This is a genomic window from Bradyrhizobium sp. USDA 4472 (assembly GCF_054058595.1).
Genome location: NZ_JBSSAM010000001.1, coordinates 6,590,470 through 6,609,321 on the forward strand (window position 1 = coordinate 6,590,470; position 18,852 = coordinate 6,609,321).

Sequence of the window (18,852 nt, forward strand, 5' to 3'; positions counted from 1 at the left end):
GATACTTGGCTCGACAACAGGCGCGGCCTTGCCCCTGTTATCCCCCGTAATCCACCATATTTAGTATTTGATTCAGGAACTCGCACTAGTTCTTGACGGGCGCTTTGGAGAGTCCTAGCTTTCGATCCGTTCGGCGCGAGTGAGTTTGCGTCCCGCCGGCACTCCCCCCAAGGGTCTCGCAAATCGCCACTCCGCCAAGCCAGACGAAGGCCGCGGGAAAGGGCTTGTCTGCCCTGGTGAGCAGACTTTTCGGGCGCCAGAACGGGCCGGTAACAGGCTCGGATGGCAAATTTCACGCCGGTGCACGCGCGTGAAGTTAGACGTTGTGATGGTGTGGGGCGTTTGAACGCATGTCGGGCTCATCCCCTTGGGGGCGGATGTGTCCAGGCAAGCCGGCGGATGAGAGGTGCACGCACCCGACATCCCCGGGAGAAACAGGCCGGATCCACCGGCTGAACTGCGGTGCCTGAGGGGCCAACAGGGCCCAAGGGAAACGCGAATTGAAATAGCGACCGGGACGCCTTCAACGAGAGGCGGTCAGGTCAAAGAAAAGGACGGGGCAAGACCATGCGGATTGAGCGGCGCCACACCACGGCAGGACAGTCACCTTATGCGGGAATCGAGTTCCGCCTGACCACGTCGGAGATCCGGAATCCCGACGGGTCGGTCGTGTTTAAAATGGATGGCGTCGAGGTCCCGGCCGAATGGTCGCAGGTCGCCTCCGACGTGCTCGCCCAGAAATACTTCCGCAAGGCCGGCGTCGCCGCGCGCTTGAAGAAGGTCGAGGAGGAATCCGTCCCCTCCTTCCTGTGGCGCTCCGTGCCCGACACCGATGCCCTTGCAGCGCTGCCTGAGAAAGAGCGCTATGTCAGCGAGCTCAGCGCCAAGCAGGTGTTCGACCGCCTCGCCGGCTGCTGGACGTATTGGGGCTGGAAGGGCAAGTACTTCTCGTCCGACGAGGACGCACAGGCCTTCTACGACGAGCTCCGCTACATGCTCGCCATGCAGATGGTCGCGCCGAACTCGCCGCAATGGTTCAACACCGGCCTGCACTGGGCCTATGGCATCGACGGCCCCGGCCAGGGCCACTATTACGTCGACCCCTTCACCGGCAAGCTGACCAAGTCCAAGTCGGCCTACGAGCATCCGCAGCCGCACGCCTGCTTCATCCAGGGAGTCGGCGACGACCTCGTCAACGAAGGCGGCATCATGGATCTCTGGGTCCGCGAAGCCCGCCTGTTCAAATACGGCTCCGGCACCGGCTCCAACTTCTCCCGCCTGCGCGGCGAAGGCGAGAAGCTCTCCGGCGGCGGCCGCTCGTCCGGCCTGATGAGCTTCCTCAAGATCGGCGACCGCGCCGCCGGCGCGATCAAGTCGGGCGGCACCACCCGCCGCGCCGCCAAGATGGTCGTCGTCGACGTCGATCACCCGGACATCGAGACCTATATCGACTGGAAGGTGAAGGAGGAGCAGAAAGTTGCTGCGCTGGTCACCGGCTCCAAGATTAACCAGAAGCACCTCAAGCTGGTGCTGAAGGCCTGCGTCAACTGCGAAGGCTCCGGCGACGATTGCTTCGACCCCGAGAAGAACCCTGCCCTGCGCCGTGAAATCAAGCTCGCGCGCCGCAGCCTCGTGCCCGACAACTACATCAAGCGCGTCATCCAGTTCGCCAAGCAAGGCTACAAGGACATCCAGTTCGACGTCTACGACACCGACTGGGACAGCGAAGCCTATCTCACGGTGTCAGGCCAGAATTCCAACAACTCGGTCTCGCTGAAGGACGACTTCCTGCGCGCCGTCGAAACCGATGGCGACTGGAACCTGAACGCCCGCACCTCCAAGAAGGTGACGAAGACGCTCAGGGCGCGCGACCTCTGGGAGAAGATCGGCTACGCCGCCTGGGCGTCGGCCGACCCCGGCCTGCACTTCAACACCACCATGAACGACTGGCACACCTGCAAGGCCTCGGGCGACATCCGCGCGTCGAACCCGTGCTCGGAGTACATGTTCCTGGACGACACCGCCTGCAACCTGGCCTCAGCCAACCTGCTGACCTTCTACAATACGTCGACAAAACAGTTCGACGTGAAGGGCTATGAGCACCTCTGCCGGCTCTGGACCATCGTGCTGGAAATCTCCGTGATGATGGCGCAGTTCCCGTCGCGCGCGATCGCCGAGCTCTCCTACGAGTTCCGCACGCTCGGGCTCGGCTACGCCAATATCGGCGGCCTCCTGATGACCATGGGCCTGTCCTATGACAGCAAGGAAGGCCGCGCGCTCTGCGGCGCGCTGACCGCTGTGATGACCGGCATCACCTACAAGACCTCGGCGGAAATGGCGGCCGAGCTCGGCACCTTCCCCGGCTACAAGAAGAACGCCGCGCACATGCTGCGCGTGATCCGCAACCACCGCCGCGCCGCGCATGGCGAGTCCTCCGGTTACGAGGCGCTCTCCGTCAACCCGGTGCCGCTCGACCACGCCTCGTGCCCGCAACAGGACATCGTCACCCACGCCAAGGCGGCCTGGGATGCGGCGCTCGAACTCGGCGAACAGCACGGCTATCGCAACGCCCAGACCACGGTGATCGCGCCCACCGGCACGATCGGCCTGGTGATGGACTGCGACACCACCGGCATCGAACCGGACTTCGCGCTGGTGAAGTTCAAGAAGCTCGCCGGCGGCGGCTACTTCAAGATCATCAACCGCGCGGTGCCGTCGGCGCTGCGCGCGCTCGGCTATCGCGAGAGCGAGATCGCGGAGATCGAAGCCTACGCCGTCGGCCACGGCTCGCTCTCCAACGCCCCCGGCATCAACGCCTCGACCCTCAAGGCCAAAGGCTTCACGGATGAAGCCATCGCCAAGGTCGAGAAGGCGCTGCCGACCGCCTTCGACATCAAGTTCGCCTTCAACAAATGGACCTTTGGCGAAGAGTTCATCCGCGACCAGCTCGGCATCGGTGCCGAGGCGATCGCGGCCCCCGGCTTCGACCTGCTCCAGGCCGTCGGCTTCAGCAAGCGCGAGATCGAGGCCGCCAACGTCCACATCTGCGGCGCGATGACGGTGGAAGGTGCTCCGCACCTCAAAGCCGAGCACTACGCGGTCTTCGACTGCGCCAACCCCTGCGGCAAGATCGGCAAGCGTTATCTCTCGGTCGAGAGCCACATCCGCATGATGGCAGCCGCCCAGCCCTTCATCTCGGGTGCGATCTCCAAGACCATCAACATGCCGAACGACGCCACTGTGGAGGATTGCAAGTCCGCCTACATGCTGTCGTGGAAACTGGCACTGAAGGCCAACGCGCTCTATCGCGACGGCTCCAAGCTCAGCCAGCCGCTCAACTCGCAGCTCATCAGCGATGACGACGACGAGGACGATGCGGTCGAGGCGCTCTACGAGAAGCCGATGGCCGCGCGCGCGACCCAGGTCTCGGAGAAGATCGTCGAGAAGCTGGTCGAGCGCATCATCGTGATGCGCGAGCGCGAGAAGATGCCGGATCGCCGCAAGGGCTACACCCAGAAGGCGGTCGTCGGCGGCCACAAGGTGTACTTGCGAACCGGCGAGTATGACGACGGCCGTCTCGGCGAGATCTTCATCGACATGCACAAGGAAGGCGCGGCGCTCCGCTCCTTCATCAACAATTTTGCGATCGCGGTCTCCCTCGGTCTGCAATACGGCGTGCCGCTCGATGAGTATGTCGACGCCTTCACCTTCACCCGCTTCGAGCCGGCGGGCCCCGTGCAGGGCAACGACAGCATCAAGTACGCGACCTCGATCCTCGACTACGTCTTCCGCGAGCTCGCGGTGAGCTACATGTCGCGCTTCGATCTCGCCCATGTCGATCCGAACGAGACCGGCTTCGACGCGCTCGGCAAGGGCGTCGAGGAAGGCAAGGAGCCGGACGAGACCCATCACGCGACCAAGCTGGTCTCGCGCGGCCTCACCCGCTCCCGCACCGACAACCTCGTGGTGATGCGCGGCGGCAGCGCCGCGATTGCCCAGGGTAACGACAGCGCACCGTCGGGCGGCAGCAAGGTCACGGCCTTGGCCTCGCACGGCGCCAGCGCCCGGGTCGGCGACGTCCTGGAAGGCGCGGTCGCGCTGAAACAGGAAGTGGCCCACGACCTCTCCCCCACGGAGAAGCTCGAGGCACTCCAGTGGAGCAAGGCCGGCAGCGCCGCGACGGTCGCCGCCCCCACCAAGGCCGAGCGCCGCGCGGAAGCGAAAGCCAAGGGCTATGAGGGCGAGATGTGCAGCGAGTGCGGCAACTTCACGCTGGTGCGGAATGGCACCTGCATGAAGTGCGATACGTGCGGCAGCACGACGGGGTGTTCGTGAGGACTACAAATAGTCTTCGTTATTAACAACAAAAAGGCCGCGCAAAAGCGCGGCCTTTTTTTGCGATCAATCACAACTCCTGCGAGCGCTGTATGAGGCAAGGTGATCCAAATCAGGGGTCGCCCCTACGACTTGGCTTCTTCGAGCAGCCGCCGTCGAAGATCTCGATACTCCCTAATTGGTGCACCGTCGCCGCAATCGCGATTACGCTGCGCTGCTGCGCTGCGTGTGGCGCCCCTCCTTCACCTCTTCGATGATCTTTGCGCTGAAGGCCTTGAGGTCACCGGGGTTGCGCGAGGTGATGACGCCCTGGTCCACGACGACCTCCGAATCCTCCCACTTCGCCCCGGCATTGGCGACGTCGGTCTTGATCGATTTGTAGGACGTCATCCTGCGGCCCTTCGCGATCCCCGTCTCGACCAGCAGCCAGGGCGCGTGGCAGACCGCGGCAACGACCTTCTTGGCATCGAAGACGCTCTTGATGAATTGAAGCGCCTTCGGCTCGACACGCAGCAGGTCAGGGTTGATCTGGCCGCCGGGCAGCACGAGCGCGTCATAGTCGCCCGCAGCGGCCTGATCGAGAGTCTTGTCGACCTTGACGGGGCGGCCCCAGTCCTTCTTGTCCCAGCCCTTGATCTCGCCGGGCTGCAGCGAAATGATCTCCACAGTCGCACCGGCAGCCTTGAGGGCATCACGCGGCACTTCGAGCTCCGATTGCTCGAAGCCGTTGGTCGCCAGAATAGCGATCTTCTTCCCGGACAGTTCCATCGGTGTCTCCTTTGAGCGTGAGATGATGCCAGTCAATCGAACACTTTCGCATTTCGTTCCTCACACGCGCCCCGCGCCGAAATTGCCTTTGCGACCGAGCCCTTCGCCCTTAAACTCCCGACATCACCGGCATGGGTTCCGACGGGCCCGGTGGATGCGGAGTCAGATTATGCCCAAACCGGAAAGCTTCCCCATCGAGAAGATCTTCGTTCCAACGAAGCAGAAGAAGGCCATCAAGCCCGAGACCGTCGCGGAGGTCGCGCAAAGCATTCTGGACATCGGACAACAGGAACCCATTTCCGTCAGGCTCGACGGAGACCGCCTCGTTCTGGTCGAGGGACTGCATCGGTTGGAGGCCTGCAAGGCGCTCGGCGAGACGAGCATTCTCGGGGTCCTTGTTACGGCCGAGCTTGCTCAACACAGGCCCCTGCTCGCCGAACGACCCGAAGTCGAGGCAGAGCGCCTCAAGATGGCGCGATTGAAACAGCTGCGCTTGGAGAAGGAAGCCGCAGAGGCATCGGCGGCTGCCTTGAAGGGCGCCAGGCAGACGGAAGCGCCGCGCACCCGGCCGATGAAAGGCGTCCGCGATAATCCGAAGGCATCGCCGGGCCGGACTGCGAAACCGGTCCCGAAAACATTGTCGGCCTGGATCACGCAGCAAAAGGGCAGCGGCGGCCGCTATTGATTGTTGCGACGACGGCGATCGCCGCGCCGGATGGTCGATCGACCGAGCCGCCGGTCTCAGGCAAAATCTCACCACATGGCGGCCACCCAAGCGACGTCTGATAATCGCGATTTCAGCGCAAACGCGACGGAGGCTTGCGGCTTCAGCGATATTGAGGAGCCATTTGCGATGTTGAGTTCAGTCAAAAATAAGCAAGGCGGAAAATCCGGCCGGCGCGGCGGGAAAAAGAAGGCCGCGGAACGCACCGAGGCCGACAAACAACACGCAACGGCAGCACATCAATCGCCGGATGCCGCGGCGGAGATCAGTCAGGGGAACAAGCAAGAGCAAGAAGACAGGCCGGACCTTGAGACCACCCACCAGATCAGTGCGGAGCTATCCTCAGCTGCAGCCTTGCCGCCCGGGATGGAGATCGTTGCCAGCGCCCCCGTCGCACCTGTGGAACCATCGCAGGCCTGCCCGCAGGCAATTGCCGATGCCTACAGCCGCTACATCAGCAACTCCCTTGAGCGCGCCTGGGCCCTCCTGGGAAAGCTCGCGACGGCGCGCTCACCCGTCGAGGCCTTCGAGCTTCAGATCGAGTACGCGAAACAGGCGTGTGACTCGTTCGTCGCTGAATCCCGGGAGATCGCCGGCTTGCACGAACAAATGAGCAGACAAATGTTCATGCACTTTGAGAGATTCGTGACCAGGCCCACCCAGACCACGCTCGAAGTCCGCGCGACACGTCACTAGCGACAGCTGGCGTATTCCGACGGCGCGGAGCCGAGCCCGCCATAATTTTTCCTGTGCGCGCGCGTTGTGTCGGACAGCTGCGAGACCTATCCTTCCCACGATCGGGACTGCCATCCCATTGACGCCCGACCGGATGGAGAGCGCATCGGTGCCTGACGCGAATGACCCCAACGCTGATGTTGCCAAGCCTGATACGGCCAAGCCTGATACTAAGGCTGATACCTTGAAGCCTGATGCCGTGAAGCCTGATGCCGGCAATCGCGATACGGCCAATCCCGATACTGCCACACCGGACGAGGCGCGCGCCGACGACGGGCTGACGCGGGCCTACGACCGGATCAAGAGCGCGGAGCAAGACCTTGCGCGGCTGGACCGGCTGGTTTCCGGAATGGAACACAACAGCGAAGGCCCGCGGGCTTCGCACGCCAGCGCCAGCGCGACGGCAACCGCCACTTCCGGAAACAAGACGCCGACGCCGGAGGCCAAGGTCTTGAGGACCAAGCCGCGCGATCAAGGCTTGAAGGGAGATCGGACCATGATGCGCGCCTTGGTCGGCCTCGTGCTGGCGATCGGCCTTCTCGGTGCCGCGTTCGCTTCGCAATATCGCGAAGAGGCCAAATCGATCAGCAGGTCGCTCATGGCACGATGGGCTCCGGCCGCGAGCCAGCCCGCGCAAGCGTCCGCGGCGGACACTCCGGCGCAGCCGCCGGCCGTGGTGCTGGCTGCTGCGGATGAGCCGAGCGTGGTGCCCGCAGCACCCGTCGCGAAGGAAACCGAAAGCGCCCCGAAGCCTGCCGCCACCGTGCCCGAGGAGTCATCGTCCGATCTCGCGCAATCGCTCAAGTCCATCACGAGCGAGCTTGCGAGCATCAACGGCAAGCTCGAACAATTGAAAAGCCGCAACGAACAGACCCTGCGCGAGCAGGCCGACACCATTCAACAGCTCAGGGCCGCGCAGGAGAAGGAGACGGCGGAGAATGCGCGCCTCGCCGCACAGGTCCACGCGCTGCAGACACAACTGAGTGCTCCATCGACGTCATCCGCGCCTGCGGCCGCAAAGCCCGTCGTGCGCAGTGCGACCAATGATGCGGCTGCGCGTGCACGGCCGCACGTGCCAGAGCCCTCACCACCACGGCGACCCAGACCGCCGCGAGGACCCTGGATGCCGCCCTATATGGGCGACCCCTACGGCGATCTGGATTGGTGAGCCCGCATAACGCACGCCATTAGCGCCGCGGGGTGGGCAAAGGCGCACATGCGCCATGCCCACCCGACGGACCTATGACCGTCTCACCGGACTTCGCTCATCGTCACCTTCGCGGCGATCCCGGTCAACTCGGAGCCTTCCGGTGCAACCTCCTCATCGGAAGACGGGCCGACCGAGCCTGCCGCCATTCTGCGTTTCACCTGTTCGCACGTCTTGCGGACGTCCTCGGTGAACAGCGCGCATTCTTCGATGCGCTTGAAGATCTTCCGCCCCTCTTCACGATAGCCCGTCGCCGTTTCCCGCATGAAGGCGATGGCATCATGGACCTGAGCTGTCAGCGCCTCGCACTTTTGCGCGGCGTCGATCAACTCGCTGCCCATGGCTTCGATCTCTTTCGCAGCAGACTCATAGTCGCGGATGACCGCCTCCGCACTGAGGGCGCCGACGCGCGTGACGCCTTCGGTGTGCTCGACGTAATCAGGTAAAGCAATGGATGTCAGAGAACTTCCCGAGCGTACCGAGGCAATGTCCGCTTCGAGCTGAACCAGGTTTACGCCTTGCCGTCTGTGCAATTGTTCGACACTTGCCATGATGGTCCTCCAAATACGCACCCAGAACCCCAAAACAGTATTGTGTTTATTACGGGGGTAAGTGGCATTCTACCTCGATGAATCGTTGACAGCCGCAGCTTTGCCATTTTTTCCCAACTACTGACGCCGCACGCAACGATGAGCGATTGATCGTCGCGCAACCTCTCCTGGTGGCGGTTGCGATTACGATGACAGTGCACTCAACGCTCGGCCGGTCTCACTTTCGGGGGATCAAATCCCGGATTTCCGCAAGCCCCTCCAACGCAATCCCACAAGCCCTGTCCATGATTTCCTCGCCCCGCGGACTCGCATTGATCAGGCTCCTGGTGTCGGCCTGATACTGGTGCTTGGCGAGATTCAGCCGGTTCAGCGCAGACGACACGACATGATCGGTAATGGCAGGCGATTGCGCGATCTCGGCCAGCGCTGAATGATCGTGCCAACAGATCGCGGCGAGATCGAAGGCGTCGCGCACGGGTGCATCCGTCTGCGGCTGGAAATGAGTCCGATGGCGCGAGACCTCCACCTCTCGACATCCAGAGTTCGGGGAATGCCGGCGGATCCAATCGCAAAGCTTTTGGTTCGGCACCCGCCGCATCAAAGTCGACGTCAGGTGTTGTCTTTCCCGACGCGCACAGTATTCGAACGCCCCCTTTGCATGCACACACTCAGTCACATGAGATGCCAATATGGCGGGAGGCCACGCCAAGCCAGATCCAATGGCCAACTCGAGGAAACCGCACTGACTCTCGGTCAGGCCAGAATGCTTCCGCGGGGCCGAGCTGGATCGCTCTGATTGCAGTCGGCAGATGATCGAATGAAACAGAGGTCTTTCAAGACCCGATTTTCCCCCTCGGTCGTTTTGCTCTCCACGATTGCCACAAGATCTGTGACGGTCCCCTCCAGGATCGTGGCCACCTCCAACAGTGAGATCACCAGTCGCGGCATCCGCCGAAGTTTCTCTTCGACGGCAACCGCGCGGAGATCGTTCGACGTCTGCCCACAAAGCAGGCGCCACCCCCCGAAGGCGATCTCTCGGACATTGCCCGAGAGGTATCCAACTGACGACAAGGATTGCTTTGACTCGCCCAAGAGCTCGTCGGCCATCCGGTCCATAACCTTGATGACGGCGATCGTATCCCGCGCGACACAGGCGAGGCTATCTCCATGACCATTGTGCTTGCCAGGGTTGTCGACGCTCTCCCTAAGCACGAAGTGCAAAGATCGATTGTGCAGGTCGGAAAGTTGAGCCACCAACGTCGAGAACCGCGATCGAGCGGTTCTAACAAGCGCTTCCAGCAATGACAGGTTGGCCTGCATCGATTCCGATGCAGCCTTCGACCTGATGAGTGTGAAGTACATCATTTGCTCCAGAGGCCGCCATGCGATAATGGCAACGCAACTTTAGGTGCGCCTCAAACAATGCGCTTGAACGTCTTGAGCCACGATTGATCAATGCACGCCTCGTAAGCCGATCCGGCAAAGATAAGCCAACAAAAATCACATGTTGCCGACTACAAAGCCGGCCCGAGCTTGTCGGATTCGCGGGAACGTCATCGTCTGGCGCGCCCGACTCAGCGCAACCTAAAATTGCTATTCGGAGAGGCCGGCGAACAGGAATCATTGCCGGTGACGTATTGAGTGTAAAGCATGAATGACGTTGGACTTTACGGCGACCGACTCGCCAAACTATTCGGGATGATCGAGCAGCCCCGAACGGGACTCGTGAAATCCCTGCAAAAGGGAACGTTCGCGGCGGTGCGCATGGCCCATTTCGGCCGAGATAGCGATCCAACCCTGCCCTCTCCTCCAGATGAGGCATTTGCACTTTGTCTGCGACTGCGCAATCAAAGGGCAGAGGCATGGATTGACGGGCGCCACGCACCCAAAGGATCGTTGATGGATGAAGCCAGCATCTACGATTTGCGATGCGAGACCGTGGTTCGATTCCAGGATCCATTTGATTTTATTTATCTCTATTTGCCGCATAGCGCCTTGAGTGGCGTTGCAGCCGAGCTCGATGCGGCTCGCGTCCAGTTCGACGTTGAGAGCGGTACAAACATCCGCGATCCCATCGTGACGCATCTTGGCAAGTGCCTGTTGCCAGCGCTCGAGAGGCCGCATGAGGCGAACGAGCTGTTTGTCGGCTACGTTGCGATGGCGCTCAACACCCATTTCCTTCGCACGTACACCAGCATCCCGGCGCCTGATCGCTTGCGCCGCAGCGGATTGACGGCGTGGCAACTTCGGATCGCGAAAGATATGATACGCTCCCATCTCGATGGAGAGGTCTCTCTCGCGCGCATCGCCAGCGAATGCGGTCTGTCGGCAGCGCATTTTTCCCGCGCCTTCAAGGTCAGCACAGGGACGCCGCCACATCGCTGGCTGATCGATCAGCGCATTGAGGAAAGCAAGGCTTTGCTGATCGGATCGACATTGTCGCTCACTGAAATCGCAATCAGGTGCGGTTTTGCCGATCAAAGTCACTTCACGAGAGCCTTCTCCGCCAGGGTGGGAACAACTCCAGGACGTTGGCGCTCGGCCCGAAGTACCTGATATGGGGCTGCCGACGGTGTGCTCGAAAGCTGTTCGATCCTACCATCACCAGCCTAACCGCTTGAAAATACTGGACGGCAAGGGCAACCTGCGTTGGGAATCGCCGGTCCCGATCCAAACATTGCCTTTCAGCCTTCCTTCCGGAGGCTACGCTCCCGACGAGGCCCTATGACTGCCACGCCTTCCGACAAGCTCAAGCTCTTTCGAATCCGCCGCACGCCAAAAGGCGGCCGCAAGGCTGCTGCGCCGGGCCCTGACGTCGAAGAAAAGATCCTTGATGCGGCCGAGTTCGTATTTGGGCATTTCGGCTACCGCGGGGCGACGACTGCTCTGATTGCCAAGAAGGCATCGATCGCAAAACCCCACATATACTACTATTTCGAGGACAAGGAGGATCTGTACCGCGCAGTGCTGGAACGCGCGATGAATATGTGGGCACGGGACATGGATAATCTGGACACGACGTCCGACATCAAGACCATCCTCATGCGCTATATCCATAAAAAACTCGATTTTTCGCGAGATCACCCTCATCTGTCGCGCATCTATGCAAACGAAATCATCAGCGGCGCACAATTCATCGGCAGCTTCATCGAGAAGGTCTCAACTCCATTGCTGCTCGACAAGGTCGCGACGCTGGAGCAATGGGCGGCGAGCGGGTCCATTCGCTCGATCAGCGCGGTGGATCTCTTCTTCTGCATCTGGGCAATGACCCAGGCTTATGCCGACTTCTCGAGCCAGATGATCATCATGAAGGGCAAAAGGCAGCTGGAAGAGGCAGATTTCGATTCTGCAAAAGCGACGATCGCACAGCTGGTTTTTGGCGGACTTGGGCTCGAAGCCACCGATCAGCCGACGATCCGGCCCCCCACCAGATCAGGCGCCTAGCCCATTTTTCGATCGCGCTTTTTCCTGCCCTCTTAGCTTCCAGCGAGCCGAACAGCCTGAACTTTCCTGGCGCTCGGGCTCGACCGCAAACTCCACTTTGAGTTGCTTCGCAGAGTTGGCCGAGCTCCGTTCGGGGTCGTGAAAACATGCTTGTAAAACGTCTTTACCGATCGTAAAAAATATTTTATCTATCGTTATAGGGCAACATGTCGCTTGCGCGGGCCCGATCGCCTCGCATGGTGCAACCTTGGAGAGAGCATAGGTGACGGGCGAATGACGTCCATCTCCGCTGAGCGACAGCCACGCGGGCGGCGCTCGCATACCCGCCCCGACATGCGCGCCCGACCGAACGCGCATGTAAGACTGGCGCGGCCTTGGCACCAACGCAGCGGTTGCTATCGATTGTCCGCCCTTTCTGCGGCATTCAGCGGATGCAATTGCGCAACCGCTTCTTCCAATGCGGTTACGACCTCCAGCAACGAAATCATCAAGCATGTCGTCCGCCTCACGGTTTCATCGGCAGCGGCGGGCGACGGATTGCTTTGCTTTCGCCCGCCCGGCAATCGCCGTTGTCGAAAGTTGACGTTGAGGACGTTGCTGGACAAATGTCCGCCAGATGCCGGAGATCGCGTCGACTCCAACAGCAGCTCGCCGACCATCCGGTCCATCACCGTGACAATGGCGGTCAAATCCTCGGCTGCACCAGCCAGAACATACCCGCGGTCGCCTGGATTGAAGTCACGAGAATTCCCGCCGCTCGGGGCGCTTGTCCCGGCCTGCAATTCAGTAAGTCGGTCCAGCAACATGGCCAAGCGAGAGCGAGCCGCGCGCACGAGCGCTTCCAGGAAGCTTAGGTTGGTCCGCACCGGCGCCTACAATTTAATTACTTTGAAATACATCAATGCTGCCGAGGTAATCGGCGTATTGCCGAATTCTAAGCGGATCGGCCCGGTTGCGCTTGAACATCTTGAACCAAGGTTGAACAAATCGCGCCTGCGAGGAAATGCTGCGGCGGCATGGCCGGTCGCAGATTGTACCAATCGGCTCTGTAGGCGCATCGGGAGCGGAGCGTGACCAACGCCAGCCGCTATGGAGATCGCTTTGCGAAGCTATTTCCCATGCTCCGGCAGCCGAACTCGGGAACTGTCAGATCGTTCGAGAAAGCCGCGTTTGCCGCCGTCTGGATAACGTATTCCGGGCCGGTCGGTGAGCCGACATTGCCATCCACCCCCGACGAGGCCTTTGGGCTTTGCATTCGGCTACAGCATCAGAGCGGGTCGACGGCCGGCACATACGCAAGGGCGCCTTGAAAGACGAGACGACCATCTACGATCTACGATGCGAAACGATCATTCACTTTCATGATCCATTCGACTTCCTGTACCTCCATGTGCCGCACAATGGACTGAGTAAGCTGGGGGCCGAGCTTGAGCTTGGGCGCCTGCAATATGACGTCGTAGCCGGCACGAATATTTCCGATCCCGTGGTGGCACATTTGGGGCGCTGCCTGCTGCCGGCATTGCAGAGACCTCAAGAGGCAAACGAGCTGTTCGTCGGTTATATTTCGATGGCTCTCAATACCCATTTCCTGCGCAAATATGCGATCAGCAGACCCGGCAAGCGCTCTTTCCGCAGCGGCTTGGCGCCATGGCAGCTTCGGACCGCGAAGGCACTCATCCGCACGAATCTGGGTGGCGAAATCTCTTTGGCCCAGATCGCCGGCGAATGCGGCTTGTCAGCAGCCCACTTTGCTCGCGCGTTCAGAATTAGCGTTGGGGCACCGCCGCACCGATGGCTGATGAATCAACGCATCGAGGAAAGCAAGGCCCTACTGCTCAACTCGACGCTCTCCCTGACCGAAATCGCGATCAAATGCGGCTTCGCCGATCAGAGCCACTTCACGAGATCTTTCGCGGCGGCCGTTGGTGCCACGCCGGGCCGCTGGCGGCTGATCCGAAAGGGCTAAGGCACGCCGTCTCCGCGAAGGCCTATCTCACCAACCCCACCACCGCCGCGGCCATCTTCTTGTTGCCCTCGACGCTCAGATGACGGCCGTCGGGGCCGACGTTGCCCGGCTGCCGCCAGATCGACATGTAGGTCCCCCAGACGTCGATGACCCGGATGCCCCGTGCCTTCAACTGGCCCTTGATGGCGGCGATGTTCTGCATGGCCCTGACCGGGCTCATATTGTGCCTGACGTCATTGGCCGGGTTGTCGCAGAGGAGGACGAGCCTGGTCCCATCTGGGACGGCACTCGGCGTACGCGCCAGCGTCGCATCGGTGGTCTCGCCCCAGACGCCGGCATTGGTGACGTGAACCTGGGAGCCTCTCGCGCGCAGCAATCCCTCCAACACGGCCGGCCACATCTCGGACTCCGAGACGTTGCCGTGAACGGCGCTGTGGCCGAGAGCCACGATCTGCGCGGATGCGGGATGGACCGCGGCAACAACCAACGTCGCAACGGCAAGGACGAAAATTCGCAAGCTCAAACGTTTCATTGCCAGCTCCCCCCATTTGGATCGTTTCGATCGGGGCTGGACAAATGCCCAGTCGAGATCGGCAAGCAATGTTCGCCATCGCCCCGCGTTTGGCAACATCCCGGAGGTCGCGCGAAGCTACGACGAAAGGACAGGAGCGCTCAAACCGCGCGCCTACTCGCGCGCGCGACGAACCGCCTGCTCGAGCTTGATCCGCTGCTTGTCCCAACGGCCGTGTTCCGACGCGGCCCGTTCATCCAGCGCAGCGCGCTCGGCCTCGATCGCCTCAGCCCGGGCCTGGTGGTCCTGCCTTGCTTGGTCCAGCGCCGCCTGCGCGGAAGCGAGCGCCTTGTCCCGGCGCGCGCGCGCCTTGGCGCGGGCGGACTCTTCCTTGCGGCGCGCGCTTTCGCGTCGCTGCTCTTCCCTGGCAAACGCCGCAGCGGCCGCTCGCGCCTGTCGATCGTCGGTCCCGGACTTCGCCGCATCCTTGGCCGGACTCTTGATCGGGCGCTTCTTGGATTTAGACTTGGATTTAGACTTGGATTTAGACTTAACTTTAGACCTGGATTTCGGCTTGTCCTCGTCGCCGGCGAGATCGGTCGGCAATGCGGCGTGCTCGCTGAACGGGCCGTCCGATCCTACCGCCCGCCTGAGCACGACACCGGGGGCCGCCATGGTCGCGGCGACGATGTCGGGGTCGTCGGTCTCCTTGGCGATGCCCTGATGAAACAGGTTGGACTTGGCGCCCCAGGCGTCCAGCGCCGCCTTCATCGAAGGTGCGGCGACCGCCTGGTCGTAGAAGCCGAGCGAGGTCCGGTAGGTCTTCAGCTTTCTTGATGGCTTTCTTGCCATGTCGCCTTGTGCGGCTGAGCGCTCCCTACCACCAATAGGGCCAGCGCCATCCCTCGTAACGAATATAGGACGGCACCAGCGGCGGGCCGTAAGGATCGACGCGATCGTCTTCGGGGCGATAACGATAGCGCGGAACGACGTTGTAATCCCACGGCGTCGGCCTCAGCACGGGCGCCGTGACGATGAGCCGTTCCTGTGGAGCGTGAACGACGACAGCCCTCCGCGCCCTCGCATCAGCACCTGATGACCCCAGCAGCACCAGGGCGGTTCCAAGCGCACAGGCGACAGTCATGATCTTCATGCGTTGATCTCCTTCGCGGGAAAGAGTGCGGGAGGACGCCCGGCAAGGCAAGCAAATTCAGCTTCAACTTCCTCGGACGATCCGCGCTGTTGTAGGATAGGTTGAGTGCACGCGAAACCCATCAACAGCCCGCCGAACGATTGGTTTCGCTTGCGCTCTGCCGCCCTGCGAAGCCGCCGTCACATCAGGATGACCTCATGACAGTTCTCCGCATCGCCGCCTTCTCCGACGGCAACATCGGCGGCAATCCCGCCGGCGTCTGGATCGGCGACGCCTTGCCCGATGCGTCGGCGATGCAGGCCCTCGCGGCTGAGGTCGGCTTTTCCGAGACCGCCTTTGCCGCGCCCGCAGGCGAGGCCTGGCGCGTGCGTTATTTTTCGCCGGCCATGGAGGTGCCGTTCTGCGGCCACGCCACCATCGCGCTCGGTGCGGCTCTGGCGCACCGCTACGGCGATCGCAGCTTTGGGCTGCATCTGAACGATGCGGTCATTTCCGTATCGGGACGGCGCGACCGCGACACCATCGCGGCCGCTCTGCAATCGCCGCCGACGCGCAGCGCGCCGCTCGATGCCGGCTTGCAGGATGCGTTGCTCGACCTGTTCGGCTATGCGGCCTCCGATCTCGATCCCCGCCTCCCGCCCGCGAGAATTCACGGCGGGGCCGATCATGTCATGCTGGCGCTGAAATCGCGCGACGCGCTCGCGCGCATGAGCTATGATTTCGATCGCGGCCGCGCGCTGATGCAGCAAGCGGGCCTCGTCACCATCGCCCTGGTGACGCTGGGGACACCGCGCCTGTTCCATGTGCGCAATGCCTTTGCCGCCGGCGGGGTGGTCGAGGATCCCGCCACGGGTGCGGCCGCCGCCGCGTTCGCAGGCTATTTGCGCGACATCGGCTGGCCGCATGGCGGCGCCATCGACATCGTCCAGGGCGAAGACATGGGCGCGCGCTCGCTGATCGGTGCCGCGATCGGCGCCGCCAAGGGTAGCTCGATCCTGGTATCGGGCACGGCACGGTTCATGGACGCGTAATAGCCCTGGTTTTCCTTGCATTGCGCGGCTTCGCCCCTACGGTGCGCAGCGCAAGGACAGCTGCGAGACACGACCCATCATGAGCGACGCCACCAAATGCCCCGCCTGCCAGTCGGAGCACGCCTATCAGGACCGCGATCTCTGGATCTGCCCGGAGTGCGGCCATGAATGGAGCTCCACGGCCGGCAGCACCGCGGAGGCGCCCGCGGATGCCGGCGTGCGCGACGCCCATGGCAATGTGCTCAGCGATGGCGACAGCGTCATCGTGATGAAGGACCTCAAGGTCAAGGGCTCCTCGTCGGTCGTGAAAGGCGGGACCAAGGTCCGCAACATCCGCCTGCAGGACGCGACGGACGGCCACAACATCGCCTGCAAGATCGACGGCATCGGCGCGATGAACCTGAAGTCGGAATTCGTGAAGAAGGCGTGAGGCGAGCGACGCGGGCCGGCGGCTGAGGCCGGCCGCGACGCTCAGAAGAAGCCGGGGCTGAGATCGAGCCCATAGGTCAGGCTCAGCACGAATACGAACAGCGCGGCGGCTGCAAACAGCGCGAGGTGACGGATGACGAACTCACGCAGCGACGTGGCGGCGACAACAGCTTTTTGCGCAACAGGCATGACGAACTCCATTATGAAAAAGATTTCTTGGCCGCCAATATGCGGCGCCCGCATCAAGCGCCGCGATCTGCAAAACAACTATTAAAGAGATCACACTCGTTGCGAACGCCGGTACACAAGTCGCGCGTGACCGCGGGTTTTCTTGCTGACCATTCTCATCCCGCGCATCGATGCGCGACACTGGTGGTGTGTAATCCAACGCACTGGCAAGTGATTGCAGCTTCGCGACAAGCTTGGTGCCGAGCGCATCGATGATTTCAATGGTCGCCAGCGCGATTGCCCGCTGCCGCGCCGACGTTGCCCCCCATTGGAGCGGGAACCAGTAGTTGCATTCCAGCAACACCGGCTTGAAAAACCCGGTTTTGGGGCATTTGCACCATTGCACCGCCACGTCGTCCACCGAACAATTGACCCGCCGCGTACTTGGCTGTGCAATCGGGTTCGTTGGCGAACTTTGGAGGCGGGGATCATGAATGATCGGCGGTCTCTTCTTGTGGCGGTCTCGTGCCCCTCGGCCGTGATGGTCGGCTGGCTGGCGCTCTCGTTCTCCGCCTATGCCCCTGCGCTGATCGAGAATGGCGGCGCCGATGCAGCCGCCGTTTCCCGCGCCAAAGATCTCAGCCGCCTTGAGCTCGCCGATATCCCGCGCGCTGCGACGATCGACGATGGCATCGCGCTGACCGCCGATATCGCGGCCGCAGCGGCCACGACGCCGGTTGTGGCGACAGTTGAAGCGTCACGGCCCGAAGCGCCCGCCCCCACCGTCCAGATCGCCTCGGCCGATCCTACCGACATCGTGCCTGCGGGCCCAACGCCCCCTCAGATCGCGCCCGAACCTGCGCCTGCTGTCACGAGCGAAGCCGCTGAACCTGTGCCCGTCGCAAGCGAAGCCGCGGCTGAACCTGCCCAGGCGCCGCCCATCAACCTCGCCTCCGCCGATCCCGGCGACGTCGTGCCGCAAGACGCGCTGTCGCCCGCCGCGATCGCAAGCGGGCCTGTGCCCGAAAGCAAGCCGCCGCCCGCAGATACCGTGGCCGTGCTCGACGAATGCTTCGCCATGGATGCCTGCATCGACCGCTATCTCTGGGCGCTCTATCAGCGCACGCCAAAGGAAGATTCGATCAAGGTCGAAGACCGCCGCGCCGTCACCATCAGGCGCAAGGGCAGGACGGTCACGGTGATGCGCAGCTTCACGAAACTCGTCGACGAGGATTTTTCCTGGAAAGATCCGAAGGCGGCCGCACACGCCAATATGCCGCTGATGGACTACGTGATCGGCGGCATGGACAAGAGCTTCAAGCAGAAGCTGTTTCACATGCTGCTCGCAGCGGAAGCCGCCGGCCTGTCGCCGGGCATCACCAGCGCGTTTCGCGACGACTACCGCCAGGAGATTGCAAGCGGCCTGAAGGCGGCCTCCAACCGCTCCTATCACGGCGGCAGTCTCCGCGGCGGTTATGGCCACGGCATGGCGGCCGACATCGTCAGCACCCAGGGCAACAACCGCGCGCAACGCTGGGCCTCAACGGAAGTGTTGTGGAAATGGGTCGATGCCAACGCCAAGGCGCTCGGCATCGGCCGGCCCTATCTCGGTCGCGATCCGCCGCATGTGGGTCCGATCGACGGTGCGGAATACATCTCCAAGCGCGGCGTTGCGACCGACCGCAAGGAAGCCGCCAATACCAAATCGAAAAAAGCGCGAACTGTGGCGAGCGCCAAGCCGCCGAAGGCCCAGGCCGCACGCGAGCAGAAGAGCGCGGCAAAATCGCAGAAGTCGGCACAGTCAGCCGGAAGGAAACGCACGACGTGATC

Annotated in this window: 20 protein-coding genes; 10 read left to right on the top strand and 10 right to left on the bottom strand. The window is 62.2% G+C overall.

Annotation, left to right across the window (positions count from 1 at the left end):
• The first annotated feature begins 567 nt into the window (after positions 1–567).
• Positions 568–4,335, top strand: a complete 3,768-nt coding sequence (locus ACVWZ4_RS31000; protein ID WP_456741818.1) for a vitamin B12-dependent ribonucleotide reductase — start codon at positions 568–570, stop codon at positions 4,333–4,335.
• Positions 4,336–4,539: 204 nt separating this feature from the next.
• On the opposite strand, the gene ACVWZ4_RS31005 is transcribed toward ACVWZ4_RS31000, so the two are convergent.
• Positions 4,540–5,103 carry a type 1 glutamine amidotransferase domain-containing protein gene (locus tag ACVWZ4_RS31005; RefSeq protein WP_456735002.1) on the bottom strand — a complete coding sequence of 188 codons (564 nt, stop codon included), beginning with the start codon at positions 5,101–5,103 and terminating at the stop codon, positions 4,540–4,542.
• Between the two features lie 169 nt (positions 5,104–5,272).
• On the opposite strand from ACVWZ4_RS31005, the gene ACVWZ4_RS31010 reads away from it, so the two are divergent.
• The 3 genes from ACVWZ4_RS31010 to ACVWZ4_RS31020 all read left to right on the top strand — a co-directional run bounded on the left by ACVWZ4_RS31010 (position 5,273) and on the right by ACVWZ4_RS31020 (position 7,730).
• Positions 5,273–5,788, top strand: a complete 516-nt coding sequence (locus ACVWZ4_RS31010) for a chromosome partitioning protein ParB (RefSeq protein WP_456763636.1) — start codon at positions 5,273–5,275, stop codon at positions 5,786–5,788.
• 75 nt (positions 5,789–5,863) lie between these two features.
• Entirely contained in the window at positions 5,864–6,523 is a 660-nt protein-coding gene (locus ACVWZ4_RS31015; protein WP_456741819.1) for a phasin family protein, read from the top strand.
• A 148-nt stretch (positions 6,524–6,671) separates the two neighbouring features.
• On the top strand, positions 6,672–7,730 hold the full coding sequence (locus ACVWZ4_RS31020) for a hypothetical protein (RefSeq protein WP_456741820.1): 1,059 nt from the start codon (positions 6,672–6,674) through the stop codon (positions 7,728–7,730).
• A gap of 83 nt (positions 7,731–7,813) precedes the next feature.
• Here the strand turns inward: ACVWZ4_RS31020 and ACVWZ4_RS31025 are convergent, their stop codons facing one another.
• The 3 genes from ACVWZ4_RS31025 to ACVWZ4_RS31035 form a co-directional block, all read right to left on the bottom strand.
• Positions 7,814–8,320, bottom strand: a complete 507-nt coding sequence (locus tag ACVWZ4_RS31025) for a hypothetical protein (protein ID WP_456703356.1) — start codon at positions 8,318–8,320, stop codon at positions 7,814–7,816.
• Positions 8,321–8,537: 217 nt separating this feature from the next.
• A complete protein-coding gene (locus tag ACVWZ4_RS31030) occupies positions 8,538–8,795 on the bottom strand; it encodes a hypothetical protein (protein WP_456790431.1) in 258 nt (85 codons plus the stop codon).
• 278 nt (positions 8,796–9,073) lie between these two features.
• Positions 9,074–9,685, bottom strand: coding sequence for a hypothetical protein (locus tag ACVWZ4_RS31035; RefSeq protein WP_456790432.1), 612 nt, complete (start codon positions 9,683–9,685; stop codon positions 9,074–9,076).
• Positions 9,686–9,970: 285 nt separating this feature from the next.
• Here ACVWZ4_RS31035 and ACVWZ4_RS31040 point away from each other — a divergent pair, with 285 nt between their 5' ends.
• Both ACVWZ4_RS31040 and ACVWZ4_RS31045 read left to right on the top strand, forming a co-directional pair.
• Complete coding sequence (locus ACVWZ4_RS31040) at positions 9,971–10,876, top strand: helix-turn-helix domain-containing protein (RefSeq protein WP_456734995.1); 906 nt, start codon at positions 9,971–9,973, stop codon at positions 10,874–10,876.
• Between the two features lie 168 nt (positions 10,877–11,044).
• Positions 11,045–11,764, top strand: coding sequence for a TetR family transcriptional regulator C-terminal domain-containing protein (locus tag ACVWZ4_RS31045; protein ID WP_456703352.1), 720 nt, complete (start codon positions 11,045–11,047; stop codon positions 11,762–11,764).
• 395 nt (positions 11,765–12,159) lie between these two features.
• On the opposite strand, the gene ACVWZ4_RS31050 is transcribed toward ACVWZ4_RS31045, so the two are convergent.
• The gene (locus ACVWZ4_RS31050) at positions 12,160–12,576 is read right to left on the bottom strand and encodes a hypothetical protein (protein ID WP_456741823.1); all 417 of its coding nucleotides are present in this window, start codon (positions 12,574–12,576) and stop codon (positions 12,160–12,162) included.
• A 494-nt stretch (positions 12,577–13,070) separates the two neighbouring features.
• Between ACVWZ4_RS31050 and ACVWZ4_RS31055 the strand changes: the two genes are divergently transcribed.
• Positions 13,071–13,730 carry a helix-turn-helix domain-containing protein gene (locus tag ACVWZ4_RS31055; protein WP_456741824.1) on the top strand — a complete coding sequence of 220 codons (660 nt, stop codon included), beginning with the start codon at positions 13,071–13,073 and terminating at the stop codon, positions 13,728–13,730.
• 22 nt (positions 13,731–13,752) lie between these two features.
• Here ACVWZ4_RS31055 and ACVWZ4_RS31060 read toward each other — a convergent pair whose 3' ends face one another.
• The 3 genes from ACVWZ4_RS31060 to ACVWZ4_RS31070 form a co-directional block, all read right to left on the bottom strand.
• Entirely contained in the window at positions 13,753–14,262 is a 510-nt protein-coding gene (locus ACVWZ4_RS31060; protein WP_456741825.1) for a GDSL-type esterase/lipase family protein, read from the bottom strand.
• 153 nt (positions 14,263–14,415) lie between these two features.
• Positions 14,416–15,093 (bottom strand): cell envelope biogenesis protein TolA, encoded by a 678-nt coding sequence (locus ACVWZ4_RS31065; RefSeq protein ID WP_456734991.1) that lies wholly within the window; start codon positions 15,091–15,093, stop codon positions 14,416–14,418.
• 25 nt (positions 15,094–15,118) lie between these two features.
• Positions 15,119–15,394: a hypothetical protein gene (locus ACVWZ4_RS31070; protein ID WP_456741826.1), complete on the bottom strand. Its 276-nt coding sequence runs from the start codon at positions 15,392–15,394 to the stop codon at positions 15,119–15,121.
• A gap of 197 nt (positions 15,395–15,591) precedes the next feature.
• Here ACVWZ4_RS31070 and ACVWZ4_RS31075 point away from each other — a divergent pair, with 197 nt between their 5' ends.
• The gene (locus ACVWZ4_RS31075; protein ID WP_456741827.1) at positions 15,592–16,425 is read left to right on the top strand and encodes a PhzF family phenazine biosynthesis protein; all 834 of its coding nucleotides are present in this window, start codon (positions 15,592–15,594) and stop codon (positions 16,423–16,425) included.
• Between the two features lie 79 nt (positions 16,426–16,504).
• Positions 16,505–16,855, top strand: a complete 351-nt coding sequence (locus ACVWZ4_RS31080) for a zinc ribbon domain-containing protein YjdM (protein ID WP_456703345.1) — start codon at positions 16,505–16,507, stop codon at positions 16,853–16,855.
• A 41-nt stretch (positions 16,856–16,896) separates the two neighbouring features.
• Here ACVWZ4_RS31080 and ACVWZ4_RS31085 read toward each other — a convergent pair whose 3' ends face one another.
• Positions 16,897–17,043, bottom strand: a complete 147-nt coding sequence (locus tag ACVWZ4_RS31085; RefSeq protein ID WP_456703344.1) for a hypothetical protein — start codon at positions 17,041–17,043, stop codon at positions 16,897–16,899.
• Complete coding sequence (locus ACVWZ4_RS31090) at positions 16,997–17,443, bottom strand: hypothetical protein (protein WP_456734989.1); 447 nt, start codon at positions 17,441–17,443, stop codon at positions 16,997–16,999. The genes ACVWZ4_RS31085 and ACVWZ4_RS31090 overlap by 47 nt, the downstream gene beginning before the upstream one ends.
• A gap of 69 nt (positions 17,444–17,512) precedes the next feature.
• On the opposite strand from ACVWZ4_RS31090, the gene ACVWZ4_RS31095 reads away from it, so the two are divergent.
• Positions 17,513–18,850 carry a hypothetical protein gene (locus ACVWZ4_RS31095; RefSeq protein ID WP_456790433.1) on the top strand — a complete coding sequence of 446 codons (1,338 nt, stop codon included), beginning with the start codon at positions 17,513–17,515 and terminating at the stop codon, positions 18,848–18,850.
• Positions 18,851–18,852: the final 2 nt, after the last annotated feature.

What these genes read in the sequence shown, in the direction of transcription:
- ACVWZ4_RS31085 (WP_456703344.1), bottom strand. Translation starts at nt 17,043, where the DNA reads ATGCCTGTTGCGCAAAAAGCTGTTGTCGCCGCCACGTCGCTGCGTGAG.
- ACVWZ4_RS31010 (WP_456763636.1), top strand. Translation starts at nt 5,273, where the DNA reads ATGCCCAAACCGGAAAGCTTCCCCATCGAGAAGATCTTCGTTCCAACG.
- ACVWZ4_RS31025 (WP_456703356.1), bottom strand. Translation starts at nt 8,320, where the DNA reads ATGGCAAGTGTCGAACAATTGCACAGACGGCAAGGCGTAAACCTGGTT.
- ACVWZ4_RS31075 (WP_456741827.1), top strand. Translation starts at nt 15,592, where the DNA reads ATGACAGTTCTCCGCATCGCCGCCTTCTCCGACGGCAACATCGGCGGC.
- ACVWZ4_RS31080 (WP_456703345.1), top strand. Translation starts at nt 16,505, where the DNA reads ATGAGCGACGCCACCAAATGCCCCGCCTGCCAGTCGGAGCACGCCTAT.
- ACVWZ4_RS31000 (WP_456741818.1), top strand. Translation starts at nt 568, where the DNA reads ATGCGGATTGAGCGGCGCCACACCACGGCAGGACAGTCACCTTATGCG.
- ACVWZ4_RS31040 (WP_456734995.1), top strand. Translation starts at nt 9,971, where the DNA reads ATGAATGACGTTGGACTTTACGGCGACCGACTCGCCAAACTATTCGGG.
- ACVWZ4_RS31005 (WP_456735002.1), bottom strand. Translation starts at nt 5,103, where the DNA reads ATGGAACTGTCCGGGAAGAAGATCGCTATTCTGGCGACCAACGGCTTC.
- ACVWZ4_RS31070 (WP_456741826.1), bottom strand. Translation starts at nt 15,394, where the DNA reads ATGAAGATCATGACTGTCGCCTGTGCGCTTGGAACCGCCCTGGTGCTG.
- ACVWZ4_RS31065 (WP_456734991.1), bottom strand. Translation starts at nt 15,093, where the DNA reads ATGGCAAGAAAGCCATCAAGAAAGCTGAAGACCTACCGGACCTCGCTC.
- ACVWZ4_RS31035 (WP_456790432.1), bottom strand. Translation starts at nt 9,685, where the DNA reads ATGATGTACTTCACACTCATCAGGTCGAAGGCTGCATCGGAATCGATG.
- ACVWZ4_RS31060 (WP_456741825.1), bottom strand. Translation starts at nt 14,262, where the DNA reads ATGAAACGTTTGAGCTTGCGAATTTTCGTCCTTGCCGTTGCGACGTTG.
- ACVWZ4_RS31045 (WP_456703352.1), top strand. Translation starts at nt 11,045, where the DNA reads ATGACTGCCACGCCTTCCGACAAGCTCAAGCTCTTTCGAATCCGCCGC.
- ACVWZ4_RS31015 (WP_456741819.1), top strand. Translation starts at nt 5,864, where the DNA reads ATGGCGGCCACCCAAGCGACGTCTGATAATCGCGATTTCAGCGCAAAC.
- ACVWZ4_RS31095 (WP_456790433.1), top strand. Translation starts at nt 17,513, where the DNA reads ATGAATGATCGGCGGTCTCTTCTTGTGGCGGTCTCGTGCCCCTCGGCC.